This window comes from Sphingomonas faeni (assembly GCF_040407495.1).
In the GTDB taxonomy this organism is placed as follows: domain Bacteria; phylum Pseudomonadota; class Alphaproteobacteria; order Sphingomonadales; family Sphingomonadaceae; genus Sphingomonas; species Sphingomonas faeni_D.
In genome coordinates this window covers 962,920-979,293 of record NZ_JAPZPP010000002.1, presented here as the reverse complement: position 1 = coordinate 979,293, position 16,374 = coordinate 962,920, and the positions used below count along the sequence as shown (strand labels likewise).

General features: G+C 66.4%; 20 protein-coding genes. 8 read left to right on the top strand and 12 right to left on the bottom strand.

The window, feature by feature from the left end; genetic code table 11:
- Window positions 1-34: 34 nt before the first annotated feature.
- Window positions 35-331, top strand: a complete 297-nt coding sequence (locus O6W96_RS09605) for a 4a-hydroxytetrahydrobiopterin dehydratase (RefSeq protein ID WP_353469304.1) — start codon at window positions 35-37, stop codon at window positions 329-331.
- Window positions 332-475: 144 nt separating this feature from the next.
- On the opposite strand, the gene O6W96_RS09600 is transcribed toward O6W96_RS09605, so the two are convergent.
- Window positions 476-1,267 carry an SDR family oxidoreductase gene (locus O6W96_RS09600; RefSeq protein ID WP_353469303.1) on the bottom strand — a complete coding sequence of 264 codons (792 nt, stop codon included), beginning with the start codon at window positions 1,265-1,267 and terminating at the stop codon, window positions 476-478.
- A gap of 66 nt (window positions 1,268-1,333) precedes the next feature.
- Between O6W96_RS09600 and O6W96_RS09595 the strand changes: the two genes are divergently transcribed.
- Window positions 1,334-2,095 carry an ATP-binding cassette domain-containing protein gene (locus O6W96_RS09595; protein ID WP_353469302.1) on the top strand — a complete coding sequence of 254 codons (762 nt, stop codon included), beginning with the start codon at window positions 1,334-1,336 and terminating at the stop codon, window positions 2,093-2,095.
- The gene (locus O6W96_RS09590; RefSeq protein ID WP_353469301.1) at window positions 2,092-3,630 is read left to right on the top strand and encodes an ABC transporter permease/substrate-binding protein; all 1,539 of its coding nucleotides are present in this window, start codon (window positions 2,092-2,094) and stop codon (window positions 3,628-3,630) included. The genes O6W96_RS09595 and O6W96_RS09590 overlap by 4 nt, the downstream gene beginning before the upstream one ends.
- A gap of 112 nt (window positions 3,631-3,742) precedes the next feature.
- Here O6W96_RS09590 and O6W96_RS09585 read toward each other — a convergent pair whose 3' ends face one another.
- Window positions 3,743-4,321 (bottom strand): TlpA family protein disulfide reductase, encoded by a 579-nt coding sequence (locus O6W96_RS09585; protein WP_353469300.1) that lies wholly within the window; start codon window positions 4,319-4,321, stop codon window positions 3,743-3,745.
- Between the two features lie 67 nt (window positions 4,322-4,388).
- On the opposite strand from O6W96_RS09585, the gene argH reads away from it, so the two are divergent.
- The 5 genes from argH to O6W96_RS09560 are packed head-to-tail and all read left to right on the top strand — an operon-like array spanning window position 4,389 to window position 9,001.
- The gene (argH, locus tag O6W96_RS09580) at window positions 4,389-5,756 is read left to right on the top strand and encodes an argininosuccinate lyase (protein WP_435372211.1); all 1,368 of its coding nucleotides are present in this window, start codon (window positions 4,389-4,391) and stop codon (window positions 5,754-5,756) included.
- Window positions 5,753-5,995: a hypothetical protein gene (locus tag O6W96_RS09575; RefSeq protein ID WP_187503666.1), complete on the top strand. Its 243-nt coding sequence runs from the start codon at window positions 5,753-5,755 to the stop codon at window positions 5,993-5,995. The genes argH and O6W96_RS09575 overlap by 4 nt, the downstream gene beginning before the upstream one ends.
- Before the next feature lie 11 nt (window positions 5,996-6,006).
- Window positions 6,007-7,269 carry a diaminopimelate decarboxylase gene (gene lysA, locus O6W96_RS09570; protein WP_353469298.1) on the top strand — a complete coding sequence of 421 codons (1,263 nt, stop codon included), beginning with the start codon at window positions 6,007-6,009 and terminating at the stop codon, window positions 7,267-7,269.
- Complete coding sequence (locus O6W96_RS09565; RefSeq protein WP_353469297.1) at window positions 7,254-8,051, top strand: precorrin-2 dehydrogenase/sirohydrochlorin ferrochelatase family protein; 798 nt, start codon at window positions 7,254-7,256, stop codon at window positions 8,049-8,051. The genes lysA and O6W96_RS09565 overlap by 16 nt, the downstream gene beginning before the upstream one ends.
- A complete protein-coding gene (locus O6W96_RS09560; RefSeq protein WP_353469296.1) occupies window positions 8,048-9,001 on the top strand; it encodes a CorA family divalent cation transporter in 954 nt (317 codons plus the stop codon). Before O6W96_RS09565 ends, O6W96_RS09560 begins: the two co-directional genes overlap by 4 nt.
- Window positions 9,002-9,004: 3 nt before the next feature.
- Here O6W96_RS09560 and O6W96_RS09555 read toward each other — a convergent pair whose 3' ends face one another.
- The 10 genes from O6W96_RS09555 to O6W96_RS09510 all read right to left on the bottom strand — a co-directional run bounded on the left by O6W96_RS09555 (window position 9,005) and on the right by O6W96_RS09510 (window position 16,367).
- The gene (locus O6W96_RS09555) at window positions 9,005-9,403 is read right to left on the bottom strand and encodes a flagellar protein FliS (RefSeq protein WP_353469295.1); all 399 of its coding nucleotides are present in this window, start codon (window positions 9,401-9,403) and stop codon (window positions 9,005-9,007) included.
- Window positions 9,403-10,947: a flagellar filament capping protein FliD gene (gene fliD, locus O6W96_RS09550; RefSeq protein WP_353469294.1), complete on the bottom strand. Its 1,545-nt coding sequence runs from the start codon at window positions 10,945-10,947 to the stop codon at window positions 9,403-9,405. Before fliD ends, O6W96_RS09555 begins: the two co-directional genes overlap by 1 nt.
- A 57-nt stretch (window positions 10,948-11,004) precedes the next feature.
- Window positions 11,005-12,147, bottom strand: a complete 1,143-nt coding sequence (gene flhB, locus O6W96_RS09545; RefSeq protein ID WP_353469293.1) for a flagellar type III secretion system protein FlhB — start codon at window positions 12,145-12,147, stop codon at window positions 11,005-11,007.
- Window positions 12,147-12,920: a flagellar biosynthetic protein FliR gene (fliR, locus tag O6W96_RS09540; protein WP_353469292.1), complete on the bottom strand. Its 774-nt coding sequence runs from the start codon at window positions 12,918-12,920 to the stop codon at window positions 12,147-12,149. The genes flhB and fliR overlap by 1 nt, the downstream gene beginning before the upstream one ends.
- 123 nt (window positions 12,921-13,043) lie before the next feature.
- Window positions 13,044-13,313 (bottom strand): flagellar biosynthesis protein FliQ, encoded by a 270-nt coding sequence (gene fliQ / locus O6W96_RS09535; protein ID WP_055874447.1) that lies wholly within the window; start codon window positions 13,311-13,313, stop codon window positions 13,044-13,046.
- A 3-nt stretch (window positions 13,314-13,316) separates the two neighbouring features.
- The gene (gene fliP, locus O6W96_RS09530; RefSeq protein WP_353469291.1) at window positions 13,317-14,231 is read right to left on the bottom strand and encodes a flagellar type III secretion system pore protein FliP; all 915 of its coding nucleotides are present in this window, start codon (window positions 14,229-14,231) and stop codon (window positions 13,317-13,319) included.
- Entirely contained in the window at window positions 14,228-14,482 is a 255-nt protein-coding gene (locus tag O6W96_RS09525) for a flagellar biosynthetic protein FliO (RefSeq protein ID WP_056054129.1), read from the bottom strand. The genes fliP and O6W96_RS09525 overlap by 4 nt, the downstream gene beginning before the upstream one ends.
- A gap of 5 nt (window positions 14,483-14,487) precedes the next feature.
- A complete protein-coding gene (gene fliN, locus O6W96_RS09520; RefSeq protein WP_056054132.1) occupies window positions 14,488-14,778 on the bottom strand; it encodes a flagellar motor switch protein FliN in 291 nt (96 codons plus the stop codon).
- A complete protein-coding gene (locus tag O6W96_RS09515; RefSeq protein WP_353469290.1) occupies window positions 14,775-15,737 on the bottom strand; it encodes a flagellar motor switch protein FliM in 963 nt (320 codons plus the stop codon). The genes fliN and O6W96_RS09515 overlap by 4 nt, the downstream gene beginning before the upstream one ends.
- A gap of 3 nt (window positions 15,738-15,740) precedes the next feature.
- Window positions 15,741-16,367 (bottom strand): flagellar basal body-associated FliL family protein, encoded by a 627-nt coding sequence (locus O6W96_RS09510; RefSeq protein ID WP_353469289.1) that lies wholly within the window; start codon window positions 16,365-16,367, stop codon window positions 15,741-15,743.
- Between the last annotated feature and the right edge of the window lie 7 nt (window positions 16,368-16,374).

The window sequence follows — 16,374 nt, the reverse complement described above, 5'->3', positions numbered from 1 at the left end:
TCGGTGGCGAACTGTGGCGGCAAGGGAGAGCCCGATGATCGAAGCGCTGAACGAGACCGAGCGGGCCGAGGCGCTCGATGGGCTGGACGAGTGGGATTTCGACGACGCACGCGATGCGATCACGCGGACGATCGTGTTCGCCGATTTCGTCGAGGCGTTCGGCTTCATGACGCAGGTCGCGCTGATCGCCGAGCGTGCGAACCACCATCCGGAGTGGAAGAACGTGTGGAACCGGGTGGAGATCTTGCTGACGACGCACGACGCGGGGGGGCTGTCGTCACGGGATATCGAGATGGCCGAAGCGATCGACGCGATCGTCGGCGACGCCTGAGTTTTCTCTCTCGATCCTCCCCCGCCAGGGGGAGGTGGCACCGAAGGTGACGGAGGGGGAGGACACGGAACAGCAGTTTCCGCATGCCTCCCCCTCCGTCTCGCTGCGCGATCCACCTCCCCCTTGCGGGGGAGGATCAAGTGGTCAGCCCTTCCGCATATCCCGCCGCATCCGCTTGCGAAGCGCACCCGGCATCCACCGGGCGGCGAAGGCCATGCGGTGCGCGGTCTTGCCCACGTACGTGTGGATCTTGTCGCCGTGCACCGCGGCCCAGGCCGCCTCCGCGACCTTGTCCACCCCGGTCAGCTCCAGCCCCGCACCCGTCACCGTCTCGCGGATCGAGTGGTTGGTGTTCCCCGCGGCGGAATCGAGCAGCGGCGTGTCGATGAAGCTCGGAACGATGGAGCGTACCTTGACGCCGTCCGCTGCCCATTCGCCGTCGAGCGCCTCGGTGATCGCGCGGATGCCGAACTTGGTCGCCGAATAGGGCGCGAGGCCCGACGAACCGTAGATCGCCGACGCCGATGCGGTGTTGAGCAGGCACGATCCCGGCGTGTGCTTCAGATACGCATAGCCGATCCGCGCGCCGTTCAGCGCACCGACCAGATTGATCGCGACCACCCGGTCGATCTCGGCGAAGTCGGTCTCCGCGAGCGGCCCGCCCGAGCCGATCCCGGCATTGTTGAACAGCACGTCGAGTCGGCCGCCGGTGGTGGCGACGAACGCGTCGAGGCAGGTCACCCATGCCTCGCGGTCGCGCACGTCCATCTGGTATGTGCTTGCCATGCCAGCGGGGAGAAGCGCGGAGGTTTCGGCAAGCCCCGCGACGTTGACGTCGGCAAGGCCCACGCGCCAGCCCTTGCTTGCAAACAGTTGCGCCGTCGCGCGGCCGATCCCCGATCCGCCGCCGGTGATGAAAATGCTCTGCTCGCTCATGACACCGCTCTCCATTATATTCTGACTATTTGATTTTCCGGTATGTTTCCCGCATCCTGCGCGCAGATGCCAGACAATTTGCCAGCGCTCGCTTTCGAACGCGTCACCAAGACATACGGGTCGACGATCGCCGTCGACGCGGTCTCGCTGGAGATTGCGCGCGGCGCTTTCGTCGCGCTGGTCGGGACCTCGGGATCGGGCAAGTCGACGTTATTGAAAACGATCAACCGGCTGGTCGAGCCGAGCGAAGGCCGCGTGACGATCGAAGGTGCCGACGTCGCTGCCGAACCCGCGCCCGAACTCCGCCGTCGGATCGGCTACGTCTTCCAGAACATCGGCCTGTTCCCGCACATGACGATTGCCGAGAACATCGCGATCGGCCTGCGCATCGCCGGCCGCATGGACGAGGCGAAGGTCGGCGAATTGCTCGACCTCGTTGACCTGCCCCGCGACATCGCGAGCCGCATGCCCGACGCGCTCTCGGGCGGCCAGCGCCAGCGCGTCGGCATCGCGCGTGCACTCGCACCCGGCGCGAAACTGCTGCTGCTCGACGAGGCGTTCGGCGCGCTCGACCCGGTGACGCGCGATGCGCTCGGCACGCGGATCCGCGAACTCCACGACCGGCTCGGGCTGACCACGATCCTCGTCACGCACGACATGGCTGAGGCGCTGCTGCTCGCCGACCGCGTGCTGGTAATGAAGTCGGGGCGGATCGTCGCCGATGCCACGCCGGCACAACTGGTGGCGGGCAAGGGTGGCGACGACGCGCAGGCGCTGGTCCAAGTGCCGCGCGCGCAGGCCGAACGCTTGCAGACACTAGTCGCATGAGCGCGTTCCTCGACGCGCTCGGCCGCGTGCCGCCGCTGCTCGCCAACCACGTCCTGCTTTCAGCGGCGGCGCTGCTGCTCGGCATCGCGATCAGCCTGCCGCTCGGCATCTGGTCCGCGCGCAACGCGGCCGTGGCGCGCGTCTCGCTCGGGTTCGCCAGCCTCGTACAGACGATCCCCAGCCTCGCACTCCTCGCGCTGTTCTATCCGCTGCTGCTCAGCCTCTCCGCGTTGGTCGGCGGCGGCATACCCGCGCTTGGCTTCCTCCCGTCGCTGATCGCGTTGACGCTATACGCGCTGCTGCCGATCCTGCGGAATGCGATCACCGGGCTGCACGGTATCGATCCTGCGGTGATCCAGGCGGCGGATGCGGTCGGCATGACGCCGGCGCAGAAACTGCGGCTGGTCGAAGCGCCTCTGGTCGCACCCGTGCTGATCGCCGGCATCCGCACCGCGGCGGTCTGGACGATCGGCGCCGCGACGCTATCCACGACGGTCGGCCAGCCGAGCCTCGGCGACATGATCTTCGCCGGTCTGCAGACGCAGAACTGGGCACTGGTGCTCGCCGGTTGCGTGTCGGCGGCCGCGCTCGCGCTGGCGGTCGACGCGCTGATCGGTGGTATCGAATACGGCATCCGCGCGCGCCGCCGCTGGCTGTGGATCGCGAGCGCGGTGGTGCTGGTCGTGGGCACCGCGGCAGCGACCGCCCCGCTCTGGCCCAAGGGTGGCGCAGACCGCACCGTCGTGGTCGGCGCGAAGAACTTCTCCGAGCAATATATCCTCGCGCGGCTGATCGGCGACCGGCTCGAACATGCCGGCTACACCGTCGAATATCGCGACGGCCTCGGCTCGGCTGTGGTCTTCGGCGCGCTCTCCAGCGGAGATATCGACGTGTATGTCGATTACGCCGGGACGATCTGGGCGAACGAGATGAAGCGGCGCGACGTGCCCGAGCACGGTGCGATGGTCGCGGCGATCGTCGACTGGGCGAAGCGCGAGCACAATGTCGAGCTGATCGGATCGCTCGGGTTCGAGAACGCCTACGCCTTCGCGATGAAGGGGGCTGAGGCCAAGGCCAAGGGTATCGCCAGCCTCGACGATCTGGTGAAGGCCGCGCCCGGCATGACGCTCGGCAGCGATCTCGAATTCCTCGAACGCCCCGAATGGGCCGCGGTAAAGCGCGCCTATCCGCTGCGGTTTGCCAAGACCACGCCGTACAGCCCGACCTTCATGTACCGCGCGCTGGAGAGCGGTAATGTCGACGTGATCTCGGCCTTCTCGTCCGATGGCCGGATCGCCGCCGACGGCCTCACCGTGCTGACCGACCCGCGGCGCGCGATACCCGGCTACGATGCGATCCTGATGGTGGCGCCGAAGCGGGCAGGGGACGCGAAGTTCATCGCCGCGCTGAGGCCGTTGATTGGTCGAATCCCGGTCGAGGCGATGCGCGATGCGAACTACCGCGTCGACCGGGATACGGACAAGCAGACGCCCGAAGCCGCGGCGACGTGGCTCGCGAATCGGATCGGGCGTTAGAAACGACCGTGTGAGCGGATGCGCCGGGCGTCGATCGGCCCTAAGCTACGGTGCCGGTCCGCCATCAACCTTTGGCTCGTCACCAAGGCGGGCCGGCACATCGCTTCGAGGATTACGAGGCCTCGGCGATCAACTTTGCGGCAGCGGGCGTGTTCCATTCATAGCCGCCCGTCATCCGCCAGACTTCCTTGCCGGCCGAATCGTACAGGATCGTCGTCGGCAGGTTCGCCTGATAGGCGAGGCTGAGGCCGAGCTTCGGATCGAGATACGGCTTCAGCGTCGAGAACTTCTTCTCGGCGAAGAACGGCGTCACCTTCTCCGCGCCCTGCATGTCCTGACTGACCGCGATCACCTGCACCTTGCCGACCATCGACTTCGCCGCAGCGTCGAGCGTCGGCATTTCGGCGACGCACGGCGCACACCAGGTCGCCCACAGGTTGAGCAACAGCGGCTTGCCCTTGAACGAGGCGAGGGTGACCGACTTGCCATCAGGCGCGGTGAAGGCGACCGTCGGGCCGGTCTCGCCCTTGTGGCTGCGGTCGAGCTTTTCGACGGGGGCCGTCGCACCGGTCGCCTCGTCGGGGGCGGGGCCAGACGCGACTTCGTCGGCGGAGACCGTGTTTGCGGCGACGACGTTTGCTTGCTCCGGCGCGGACGATTTCCTATCGCAGCCGGCGACCAGCAGGCCCATTCCCACCAGACAGACGATTGGGCGCGAAGTGAACACAGGACGCAAGACCATGGACGGTTCCAATTCGATGTGGGGTGGGCGGTTCGCCGAAGGGCCGGCAGCGGTCATGCGCGAGATAAACGCCTCCATTCCCTTCGACAAGCGCCTCTGGCAGCAGGATATTGCCGGATCGAAGGCGCATGTCGCGATGCTCGGCAAGCAGGGCATCGTCTCGGCCGAGGATGCCGCGACGATCTCGGCAGGCCTCGACACGGTGGCGGCGTATTATGCCGAGCACGGCGTCGAGGAGGATCTGGTCCTCGAGGATATCCATATGCAGACCGAAGCGCGGCTTGCCGATGCGATCGGCCCGGTTGCGGGGCGACTGCATACCGCGCGCTCGCGCAACGACCAGGTCGCGACCGATTTTCGCCTATGGGTGCGCGATGCGATCGACCAGGCGCTTGCGGCGCTTGCTGGCTTCCAGGCTGCGCTTCTCGCGCGGGCGGAAGAGCATGCGGCTAGCGTGATGCCGGGCTTCACGCATTTGCAATCCGCACAGCCGGTGACGCTAGGCCATCACCTGATGGCGTATCACGCGATGATCTCGCGCGACGTCGGGCGGTTCGCCGATGCGCGCGCAAGGATGAACCGATCGCCTCTCGGCTCGGCTGCGCTGGCTGGCACAGGTTTCCCGATCGACCGCGCGATGACCGCCGAGGCGCTCGGCTTCGACGGGCCGATGACGAACTCGCTCGATGGCGTCAGCGACCGCGACTTCGCGATCGAGTATCTCACCGCCGCGACGCAGACGTCGCTCCACCTCTCGCGGCTCGCCGAGGAGTTCGTGCTCTGGGCGTCGCAACCGTTCGGATTCGTCGCACTGAGCGACCAATGGTCGACGGGCAGCTCGATCATGCCGCAGAAGCGCAATCCCGATGCGGCCGAGCTGGTGCGCGGGCATGCCGGGCGGATTCTTGGCTGCATGACTGCGCTGATGGTGACGATGAAGGGCCTGCCGCTCGCCTATTCGAAGGACATGCAGGACGACAAGCCGCCGGTGTTCGAGGCGCACGACCTGCTCGCGCTGTCGATCGCGGCGATGACCGGGATGGTCGAGAGCGCGACGTTCCGGACCGATCGGATGCGCGGGCTGGCCGAGAGCGGCTTTGCGACCGCGACCGATCTCGCGGACTGGCTGGTGCGAGAGGCGGGGCTCCCGTTCCGCGAGGCGCATCATGTGACGGGCCGCGCGGTCAAGCTGGCCGAGGAGCGCAAGGTTGCGCTCGATGCGCTGCCGATCGAGGACCTGAAGGCAATCGATGCGCGGATCGACGAACGCGTGTACGGCGTACTCTCGGTCGACGCGTCGGTCGCCAGCCGGACCAGCTTCGGCGGTACCGCGCCCGACAATGTGCGCGCCGCGATCCGCGCAGCGCGGGGGGAGATAGCATGAAACGGCTTCTGGGATTGGCGGGATTGGTGCTGGCGCTGTCGGGCTGCGGTGCGGCGGACGGTCTCGTGCCGGCCGAGGGCAAGACGCTTCCGGTCGCGCCCTATGGTGCGAAGACGCAGCCGACCGCCGCGCAACTGCTCGAGCCCACTACGCAGCAACGCCCGCAGCGCAGCGACGAGCTGCTGACCAAATCCGACGAGCGGCGCAGCGACGAATTCGACCTGCCGCCGCCAAATTGAAGACCTGATCCATGAACCATTTCGATTATCGTGACGGTGTGATGCACGCCGAGGACGTTGCCCTGCCGGCGATCGCCGAGGCCGTCGGCACGCCCGTCTATGTCTATTCGACCGCTACGTTCCGTCGGCACGCGCAGGTATTTCGCGACGCGCTGAAGGATGCGGGCCGCGTTCACCTGGCCTATGCGATCAAGGCCAACCCCAACGTCGCGGTACTGCGCGTGCTGGCCGACGAGGGATACGGCGCCGACGTCGTTTCGGCGGGCGAGATGCAGCGCGCTCTGGCTGCGGGGATACCGGCGTCGGACATCGTCTTCTCGGGCGTCGGCAAGACGCGGCGCGAATTGGCGCAGGCGCTCGATGCCGGGATCGGTCAGTTCAATCTCGAGCTGGAGGAGGAGGGCGAAGTCCTCGCTGCGCTGGCCCATGCGCGCGGCGAACGCGCGCCGGCGGTGCTGCGCGTGAACCCCGACGTCGATGCCGGCACGCATGCGAAAATCTCGACCGGGCGCAAGGAGAACAAGTTCGGTGTCGCGATCGACCAAGCGGTGGCGATGTTCGACCGCCTGTCGAAGCATGACGGCCTCGATCTGCGCGGCGTCGCGATCCACATCGGCAGCCAGCTCGCCGACCTCGCGCCGCTGGAGGCCGCCTATGCGCGGATCGGCGAACTGGTCGCGGAGCTGCGTGCGGCGGGTCACACGATCAGCCGTGTCGATCTCGGCGGTGGGCTCGGCGTGCCGTACAAGCCCGACGACGTGCTGCCGAGCCCGGCGGACTACGGCGCAATGGTCGCCCGCGCGACCGCGGACTGGGATGTCGAACTGATGTTCGAGCCCGGGCGCGTGATCGCGGGCAACGCCGGCGTGCTGCTGACCGAGGTGATCTGGGTGAAGCCCGGCGTCGTGAATCCGTACGTCATCGTCGATGCGGCGATGAACGACCTGGCACGCGTCGCGATGTACGACGCGTATCACGATTTTGTCGCTGTCGAGCCGACCGGCGAGCGGATGACCGCCAACATCGCCGGGCCGGTGTGCGAGACCGGCGACACCTTCGCGATGGGGCGCGATATCGACGCGGTGAAGTCGGGCGATCTCGGCATCTTCCGCACTGCGGGCGCGTACGGCGCGACGATGGCGTCGACCTACAACAGCCGCGCGCTGGTGCCCGAAGTGCTGGTCGACGGCGACCGGTTCGCAGTGGTCGCCGATCGCATCCATCCCGAGACGATCCTGGCCGCCGAGCGCGTGCCTGAATGGCTCAAGCGGTGAGCCTTCCAGCCCCGCTACAAAGCCTGCCGCTGTTTGTAAGGCTGGCGGGGCGCCCGGTGATCTTGCTGGGCGAAGGCGAGGCGGCAGATGCAAAGCGGCGGCTGCTCGATCGTGCGGGCGCAAACGTGGTCGGCGAGGATGCCGCGGCGTCGCTTGCGATCGTCGCGATCGACGACGACGACGAGGCGCTGGCGGCGGTCGCGCGGTTGAAGGCGCGGGGAATCCTGGTCAACGCGGTCGATCGCTCGGCGCTGTGCGATTTCACGCTGCCGGCGATCGTCGACCGCGCACCGGTGCTGATCGCGATCGGCACGAGCGGCGTGTCGGCCGGCTTGGCCGCAGCGGTGCGCCAGCGGCTGGAGGCCCTCGTCCCCGCCGATCTCGGCAAGCTCGCGCTCGCCCTGCAAGCGGCACGCGGGGCATTGCGGAAGCGCTGGCCCGACATGAGCGAACGTCGTCGCGCGCTGGCGACCGCGATGGGGGCGGGGGGAATGCTCGATCCGCTGTCGCCGACGCACGACGTCGACGCGTGGCTGGCCCCGACGGGTACGCCCGCGGCAAAGCGCGACGTGGCGATAACGCTCGTGCTGCTGTCCGACGATCCCGAGGACCTGACGTTGCGCCAAGCGCGCGCACTGGCCAGCGCCGACCGGATCTATCACCGCCCCGACGTCCCCGCGGCAATCCTCGACCGTGCCCGTGCCGATGCGGCGCGGCTGTGCCAGGCGATGCCCGCCGATCCCGGCACCGGCCTGTCCGTCGACGTCGAGATGGCCCTGTGAGCGGTTTCGCGTTCCGGATCGTCGATGGCGAGGCAACGCGCGTCGATGTGAAGGAAGCGCTCGGCTCCACCGCAGACCTGGTCTGGGTACATCTGTCGACCACCGCCGAACATGCGCAGACCTGGCTTCGCGACGAGGCCAAGCTGCTCGACTATGTCGTCGATGCGCTGACCGCGACCGAGACGCGTCCGCGCTGCGAAGCGGTCGGCGACGGCGCGTTCCTCAATTTGCGCGGGCGATCGAAAGAGGAGCTCGACACCTCCGACATGCTAGCCTCGGTGCGGATATGGGCGGTGAAGGGCCGGGTATTCTCGGTCACGCGCAAACCCTTGATCGCGGTCGCAGAGGTCGAGAAGATGGTCGAGCGCAGCGAGATCCGCGATCCCGGCGACCTGATCGCCGCGTTCGCGACCGCGATTACCGCCGATCTCGATCCCGACGTGGCGACGCTCGGCGACGAACTCGACGATTGCGAGGAACAGCTCGACGCCAACCGCGTGTTCGAACTGCGCCGCACGGTCAGCAAGGTGCGCGTCGCGGCGATCGGCTACAAGCGCTTCCTCAGCCCGCAGCGCGCGGCACTGGAGAAGCTTGCGGCGTTGCCCGGCGACTGGCTGGCCGACGACGACCGGTTGCATCTGGCGGCGGCAGCGGACCGCGCGGCACGGATGGCGGAGGAGCTGGAGTCGATCCGCGAGCGCTCGGCGCTGGTCCACGAGACGCTGACCGACCTGCGCGCCGAACAGATCGACAATCGCTCGCTGATCATCTCGATCGCGGCGATGGTGTTCCTGCCGCTGACGTTCCTGACCGGGCTGTACGGGATGAACGTCAAGGGCCTGCCCTTTGCCGAGGAGCCGTGGGCGTTCGACGCGATTGCCGCGGCCTGCGTGGTGATCGCGGTCGGCGTCGTCGCGTATTTCTCGATGCGACACTGGTTCAGGCGGTAGAGTCTACGCAGCGCTCGCGGTCCGCCAGGCCTGCGCGATCTCGTCGAGCATGTCGGCGGAGTCGCGGAACGGTCTCGGGTCATGGCCGATCGAGGCGTTGACGATCGTCTTCCGCGCGCCGGCATAAAGCCGCGACAGCGTTTCCGACACCTGGCCGCCATTCTCGAAATCGAGTCCGGCCTCCAGCGCGAACAGGATCGCGGTCGCCCGGGTGATGCGCTCGCTCTTGATCGAGAATTTGCGGTTTTCGCAGGCCCAGCCCGCCGCGCGCAGGGCCGCGACGAGTTCCTTGTAGAGCAGCTGTACCAGTGCCGGGCCATCCGCGGTCGCGGTGCGGCCGACGGCATCGATCTGGCGATAGGTGGCGAACGGGTCGCGCGCGAGAGTGGAAGCGTAGGTCATCAGTCGCTCTTGTTCCACGCTGCGATCTGGTTGGTGAGGAAGGTCTGCGTCGATTTATACGCCGACACACGCGCGTTCATGCTGGCATATTGCTGGGTCAGCCGCGTCGTCATCTGATCGGCCTGCGTCGTGATTTTGGCCTGCTCCTTGGCGATATCGCTCTGCGCCGCGGTGTAGCGCGCGGTCGATGCACCGAGACCGGTGGTCGTGCTCGTCGCGCTCTTTGCCAACGTCGCCAGCACCACGGACAACCCCGATGCATTGCTGGTAGAGGGCGCGAACATCGCCTCGATCGCTGCCGGGTTGGCGCTGATCTGCTTGGCGAGCTGTGCGGCATCCAGGCGGAGCGTACCATCGCGGTTGGTCGCCACACCGATCTCGGCAAGCGTGGTCGGCACGCCTGATGCCGCCCCGGTCACCAGCGGCTTGAGCGTCAATCCCTTGAGCGACCGCAGCAAGGACGCGGCAGCGGGATCGGCACGCAGCACGCCGGTCACCGGATCGGTCTGCTCGTTGATGATTGCGAGGATCTGGTTGTAGGTCTCGACCACGTCGTTGACTGCCTGCGTCAGGCCATCGGTCGGCGCCGTACTCGACAGCGTGACGGGCGCCTTGGACACCGAGCTGAGCTGGAGCTTCACGCCGTCGACCAGATCGCTGATCGTGTTGCTCGACCGCTCGACCGGGATGCCATCGACGGTCAGCTGCGCATTCAGCGCACTGCTCGTGATCTGCGTGTTGCTGGTTTTGTCGCTCGGGGGGCCGATATCGATCACATCGGTTGCGCCCTTCAACGTGAACGCTTGCGCATCTCCAGTCGCACCCTTGACCGACAGAAACGCGCCCCCCTTGCCGTCCGACACCACCGAGGCAGTGACGCCGCTCTTCGTTGCATTTATCGCAGCGGCGACCGTATCCATATTGTCGCCGTCACCGACGGTGATCTTGAAGACGGTGGCGGGCTTGGTCGGATCGGGGTCGATGCCGGCCCATACTGCACCAGCCGTCCCGGCCGGGACGCTATCACCGCTCGCGTTTTTATAGATCGTAGTACCGATCGTGAGTGTCAGGTTGCCGGATCCCAGCGGCTCGGTGCGAACCATCGCTGTCTTGGTCCCTGCGACCTGTGCGGTAGCGAGCCGGGTCACCGATATCGTAGACGCCAGCGCCGATACCTTTGCGCCGCTGATCGCAGTGGCCGAGATCGAGCTCGTGTCGGAACTGGTCGGCTGCGTTTGCAGCGTGCCGCCCTTCACCAAGCTGTCGAGCGCGGTCGAGAAGGCGGTGATCGCGCTTTTGAGCGAACTGATCCCCGAGATCTGCGACGTAAGCGCGGTCGACTTCGCCGTGAGCGCAGCCGTCTTGGTCGCGAATTGCGCGGTGACGAGCGCGGGGACGAGCGTGCCGGTATCGATGCCCGAGCCGGCATTGAGCGACGTCAGCAGCGATTGCGTTGCCGCATTCACCACGCTCTGAGCGTTGGCGGGGGTCGCTGCGGGTGTGGGCGTCGGCGTGGCCGTCGTGCTGGTGGTCGATGTTACCATGGCAAAGTCCCTGCACGTGCGCGCTCTTTCACAAGAACGGCCACGCGGCGCGAATGTTTAGGCCTGTTTCATGCCGTTTTCGTCGAACCGCGCATCCTTCGGCACGGTCACGAACGGCTGGATCCCACCGGCCGTACCCCCGGCGGCCGCGTTCAGCCCGAACACGAACGCTAGGACGGTCGCGATCGCGGTGTAGAGGTCGTCGCGAACCTCCTGGCCCTCCTTGCTCGTGTAATAGACGGCACGCGCGAGCATCGGATATTCGAGGATCGGCACGCGGCCTTCGCCGGCGAGTTCGCGGATCGCCAGCGCGGTTGCGCCGCGCCCCTTGGCGACCACCACCGGCACCTGATCCTTGCCGCGATCGTAGCGCAGCGCCACCGCGAAATGCGTCGGGTTGGTCAGCACGACATGCGCCTCCGCTACCGATTTGCGTAAGCCCCCGCTCGCCATCGCGCGCATCTTCGCGCGCATCTGGCCCTTCGCCTCGCCGTTACCCTCGGTCGACTTGTGTTCGTCCTTCACCTCCTGCTTCGACATCCGCATCTTGCCGAGGCGCCGGATGATCTGGATCGGCAGGTCGATGCCGGCGATCGCGCACAACCCGAACGCCATCGCGATCAGGATCCCCTTGAAGATCCCGCCAAGCGTCGACAGCGCCTGGTTGAGATCGGCGGACGAGGCGAGCCCCATCGTGGAATGCGCGGCGTTCCACAGCATCCAGCCGCCGATCGTTCCGAGCAGGATCACCTTCAGCAACGATTTGCCGAGCTCGATCCAGCCGTTCGCCCCGAAGATTCGTTTGAGTCCCGCGGCCGGATCGACGCGGCTGTATTTGGGCGCGAGCAGGCCGCCGTTAAAGCCCAGCGAGCCGAGCGCGCCTTGGCTCAGGATCGCGGCGCCGATCGTGACGATGAACAGCGTGACCAGCGATGGCGCGAGTTTGCCCCCCGCTTCCATCAACGGACGCCACGGCGAGAAATCCTCGACGTCGGCATGCGTGAACTGGAAGCTTGAGCTCATGATCGCCTTGCACGCGGCGATCAGCGTGGGGCCTGCGTAGATCAGCCAGGCAACGCCGGCGACCATGCTCAAGGCGGTGGCGAAGTCGCGCGACTTGAGGATGTCGCCTTTATCGACCGCATCCTTCTTGCGCTTTGCGGTTGGTGCTTCTGTCTTTTCGCCCGAATCCTCAGACATCAGCCGAGCACCAGGTTTTCGGTTGCGGCGAGGCCTTCGCGGACGATGACGAGCATGTAATCGCCCATCGTCGGGAACGCGATCGCGAGCGTGATGACGCCGACCGCGAGGCTGGCGGGGAGGCCGACCGCGAACAGGTTGAGCGAGGGCGCGGCGCGGCTCAGCATGCCGACGACGATGTTGAGGCAGAGCAGCAGGAACCCGACCGGGAGCGCGAGCAACAGCCCGGCGAGGAACGCATAACCCCCAAAAAACGCGATCGCCTTCAGCCGCTCGACGCCGATCCACGCGGCACCGGGCGGTAGGATGTCGTAGCTCTTCACGAGCAGGTCGATCAGGATCAGGTGGCCGTCGACCGACAGGAACAACAGCGTCAGCATGATCGAGAAGAACTGGCCGAGCGCGGGGGAGGACTTGCCGTTCTGCGGATCGATCGAGGACGCGAAACCGAGCCCCATCGCGCCGCCGATGATCTCGGCGGCGATGACGGGCGCAGCGAATGCGATCTGGAGGACGAAGCCGAGCGCCAGCCCGACAAGGGCTTCGGCGGCGGCGGAGAGGACGGTCGAGACCGCGAAGATGTTCTGCGGGGGCACGATCGGATGGGCCGCGAGCACGAGGAACCCGATCGCGCCCGACAGCGTGACGCGCACGGTCAGCGGTACCGACACGGAGCCGAACACGGGTGCAGCAATGAACGTCGCACCGATGCGGATCATCACGAACACGAGCGCCCAAAGCTGCGGCTCGATGCTGAGCCCAAACCCCAACATCTCAGTTGCCGTTCGTGCCGAGTAGGGACCGAGCGAAGTCGAGGGCCCGTATCGAGGTACCTGTCCCTCGATACGCCTTCTCGACGAGCTCGAAGTCTACTCGGGACGAACGGAAATCTTGGCTCACTTAACCAGATCCGGAATGCGCTCGAAGATCCCGATCGTGAAATCGCTCAGCAACCCCAGGATCAGGCTCCCGAAGATCAGGATCGACACCGCGACCACCACCAGCTTCGGCACAAACGACAAGGTCTGCTCGTTGATCGACGTCGCCGCCTGGATCATCCCCAGGATCAGGCCCGCGAGCAGCGCCGGGATCAGGATCGGCGCGCTGGCCAGCGCCAGTACCCACATCGTCTGATTGGCGACGGTCAGGAAATATTGCGCGTCCATTGGTCAGGTCGCGAACGAGTTGGCGAGGCTGCCCATCGTCAGCGCCCACCCATCGACCAGCACGAACAGCAGCAGCTTGAACGGCATCGAGATGATCGTCGGGCTCAGCATCGCCATGCCGAGCGACATCAGCACAGTCGCGACGACGAGGTCGATGACGATGAAAGGCAGGAAGATCAGGAAGCCGATCTGGAACGCGGTCTTCAGCTCGGACGTGACGAACGCGGGGAGCAGCACCGAGAATGGAATGTCGGTCGGCGTCGCATAGGGCCCGGACTTTGCGATCTGCGCAAACATCGTGACGTCCTTGATCCGCGTCTGCTTCACCATGAACGCGTGCAGCGGGACGCCCGCGGTCGTGATCATCTGCGTGCCGGCGAGTTGCCCGGCGGCATAGGGCTGGATCGCGGTCGTGTTGATCTGGCTGATCGTCGGCGCCATGATGAAGAAGCTCAGGAACAGCGACAGCCCAAGCAGCACCTGGTTCGGCGGGGTCTGCTGAAGGCCGAGCGCCTGGCGCAGGATCGCGAGCACGATGATGATCCGTGTGAAGCTGGTCATCATCAGGAGGATGCCCGGCAGGATCGTCAGCAGCCCCATGATGATGAGGACTTGCAGCGACAGCGACAGCGAACCGCTCTGGCCGGTATTGCCCGCAGCCTGGCCGCCGAGTTGGCCGAGCGCGCGATCGACCGCGTCGCCGACGGCGGGATTGGTCGGAGCGGGGACGCCTTGCGCGAAGGCGGGCATCGCGAGGAAGAGGGCTAGTAGAACGGCGAGGCCTATCCACAGCCACGCGTTCGCGCGCTTGGCTCCTGGATTCCCGCGTACGCGGGAAAACGGCTTGGCAGACGGAGCGGCGAACAGGGCAGGGCCCGAGCCCTTCCGCGTCACCGTCGGACGAGCGACCGTGCTCATGCGTCGACCTTGTCGATCAGGTGCACGCCGCCGCGGCCGACCGAAACCAGCAGCCGGCGCCCCTCGAAGTCGATCACCGCGAGGCGCAGGCCCGGCGAGATCATCATCGTTTCCTTGACGCCGATCAGCCGCGTCGAGGGCTTGCCCGGGATCCGGCTCTCGAACTTGCGCCACAGGTACAGGCAGCCGAACATCAGTCCGCACACCAGCGGCAGCAGGATGACGAGCTTGAGGATATAGGTCCAGAGCATTGGGTTCAGCCGCGCTTGTCTGGCGACACGAGTTCGGTCATCCGCACGCCGAAGCGTTCGCCGACCGTGACGACTTCGCCGCGCCCGATCAGCGTGCCGTTGACGAATACGTCGAGAAGTTCGTTGGCCTGGCGATCGAGTTCGATCACGCTGGATTCGCCGAGCGCGAGCAGCTCGCGAAGCGTCAGGCTGGTCGAGCCGATCTCGACGGTCAGCTTGACGTCGACATCCTGCAGCAGCCGGAAGTTGGCGGCGACGGCAGCATCTACGGGGAAGCCTCCGGTCATGTCGTTCATGCTGCAAATCCTTCGTCGAAACGGGTAATCGAGGTGAGCTGGATGGCCGCGAAGCCATTGGACGTGCCGACCGTGCCGCAGCCCAGCCGGTTGTTGCCGACCATCACCGGCACGTCGCCCGAGATGGTGATCGGGATCACGTCGCCGGGCTTCAGGTCCATCAGCATCGTCAGCTTGACGACCGGCTCGGCGAGTACCGAGCGGATCGGGAAGCGCACGTTCATCGCCGCGCGCGTCAGCTCGTTGCGCCACGCCGGATCAGGCTCGGCCGACTTGCCGACGACCTTCGCGGTCAGCGACGGCGCATGCGGCTTCAGCGCGGAGACGGGATAGACGAGATCGAGGAACACCGGTTTTGCAGGTCCCGCGGCGATCCCGAAGCGCGTGACGATCATCGCGTCCTCGCCGTCGAGATCGGCGATCATCGCCGGGTTCACCTCGACGCGCGTCGGCAGAAAGTCGAACCGCGCCATCGGCTCCCACGCGGTTTTGAGCGGCGCCGCGATCATCTGGCCGATCCGCGCAACCATCGCTTCGGCGGCGGGCGAGAACTCGGTCGGCAGCGTGTGCGGCGCGGCACCGGTACCCCCGAAGAACATGTCGAGCATCTCGAGCACGAACTTGCCGTCCATGATACACAGCGCCTGCGCCATCCCCGGCGTCATGATCAGCGGCAGCCACGCGGTCAGCGCATCGCTGCGTTCCGCCCGGTAATCGGTGAAGCGCTGGACCACGAGAGGCTCGGCCCAGCAACGGACCTCCTGACGCAACAACGGCTCGAACACGCCGCGCAAACCGCGCGCGAACCGGGCCGACAGATGCTGCAACGAATGCAGGTCGCCGAACGGATTGAGCTTGGCCCCGCCGAGCACGCCCTGATGCAGCACGCCGTCCTTGGGCGCGCTGGAGCGATCCCGGTCGCGTCGCTCGCGTGTCTTTGCTGAGGCCTCGTTAACCATGCCTCACTGAACAACGAAACTGGTAAAGTAAACGTTACCGATGCCGCCAAAGCCTTCCTTCTGCTTCAGCGTATCGTTGATCGCTTTCGCCAATCTGACCTGCAACTGACGCTTGCCGTCGCTGCTCATCACCTGCTCCTCGGTGGTGTCGCCGAGCGCCATCAGGATCGCCGAACGGACCGCGATGTCGTTGGTCTTGAGGTTGGTTATGACGGTGTCGTCGTACGGCGTGGCGACCGCGATCCCGACCTGGACGAAGTGCGCCGAGTCCTGGAGATTCGAGGTGAATTCCTTCTCCATCGGGTAATAGGTCGACGCGTATTTGTCGCCGCCCTCTCCTGCGGGGGGCTTCATCCCGTGGTTTTCGGGCGCGGGCTCGTCGCTGCCATGACCGCCGCCTTCGCCACCTTCGGTCGGGTGCTTCTGCTCGCTTTTGGGGACAAGCTTGGGCTTGCCGTCGTCCGCGGCTGCGGCATGACCGCCACCCAGCAGGCCGGCGTTCGACGCGTACACGCCCGCGCCGACGCCGCCGCCGACCAGCACCAACAGCGCGACGCCGCCGATCAGGATCGTCTTCATCTTGCCCTTTTTCTTCGGGGCGGCGTCGGCAGTTTCTTTTTTGTCGCTCATGTCAGGG

Coding starts and splice junctions, on each gene's coding strand:
- fliD (WP_353469294.1), bottom strand. CDS start 10,947: ATGGTAACATCGACCACCAGCACGACGGCCACGCCGACGCCCACACCC.
- O6W96_RS09600 (WP_353469303.1), bottom strand. CDS start 1,267: ATGAGCGAGCAGAGCATTTTCATCACCGGCGGCGGATCGGGGATCGGC.
- fliR (WP_353469292.1), bottom strand. CDS start 12,920: ATGTTGGGGTTTGGGCTCAGCATCGAGCCGCAGCTTTGGGCGCTCGTG.
- O6W96_RS09575 (WP_187503666.1), top strand. CDS start 5,753: ATGAAACGGCTTCTGGGATTGGCGGGATTGGTGCTGGCGCTGTCGGGC.
- O6W96_RS09595 (WP_353469302.1), top strand. CDS start 1,334: ATGCCAGACAATTTGCCAGCGCTCGCTTTCGAACGCGTCACCAAGACA.
- O6W96_RS09565 (WP_353469297.1), top strand. CDS start 7,254: ATGGCTCAAGCGGTGAGCCTTCCAGCCCCGCTACAAAGCCTGCCGCTG.
- O6W96_RS09525 (WP_056054129.1), bottom strand. CDS start 14,482: ATGCTCTGGACCTATATCCTCAAGCTCGTCATCCTGCTGCCGCTGGTG.
- O6W96_RS09510 (WP_353469289.1), bottom strand. CDS start 16,367: ATGAGCGACAAAAAAGAAACTGCCGACGCCGCCCCGAAGAAAAAGGGC.
- O6W96_RS09555 (WP_353469295.1), bottom strand. CDS start 9,403: ATGACCTACGCTTCCACTCTCGCGCGCGACCCGTTCGCCACCTATCGC.
- O6W96_RS09590 (WP_353469301.1), top strand. CDS start 2,092: ATGAGCGCGTTCCTCGACGCGCTCGGCCGCGTGCCGCCGCTGCTCGCC.
- argH (WP_435372211.1), top strand. CDS start 4,389: ATGTGGGGTGGGCGGTTCGCCGAAGGGCCGGCAGCGGTCATGCGCGAG.
- fliP (WP_353469291.1), bottom strand. CDS start 14,231: ATGAGCACGGTCGCTCGTCCGACGGTGACGCGGAAGGGCTCGGGCCCT.
- O6W96_RS09585 (WP_353469300.1), bottom strand. CDS start 4,321: ATGGGCCTGCTGGTCGCCGGCTGCGATAGGAAATCGTCCGCGCCGGAG.
- lysA (WP_353469298.1), top strand. CDS start 6,007: ATGAACCATTTCGATTATCGTGACGGTGTGATGCACGCCGAGGACGTT.
- fliN (WP_056054132.1), bottom strand. CDS start 14,778: ATGAACGACATGACCGGAGGCTTCCCCGTAGATGCTGCCGTCGCCGCC.
- O6W96_RS09605 (WP_353469304.1), top strand. CDS start 35: ATGATCGAAGCGCTGAACGAGACCGAGCGGGCCGAGGCGCTCGATGGG.
- O6W96_RS09515 (WP_353469290.1), bottom strand. CDS start 15,737: ATGGTTAACGAGGCCTCAGCAAAGACACGCGAGCGACGCGACCGGGAT.
- fliQ (WP_055874447.1), bottom strand. CDS start 13,313: ATGGACGCGCAATATTTCCTGACCGTCGCCAATCAGACGATGTGGGTA.
- flhB (WP_353469293.1), bottom strand. CDS start 12,147: ATGTCTGAGGATTCGGGCGAAAAGACAGAAGCACCAACCGCAAAGCGC.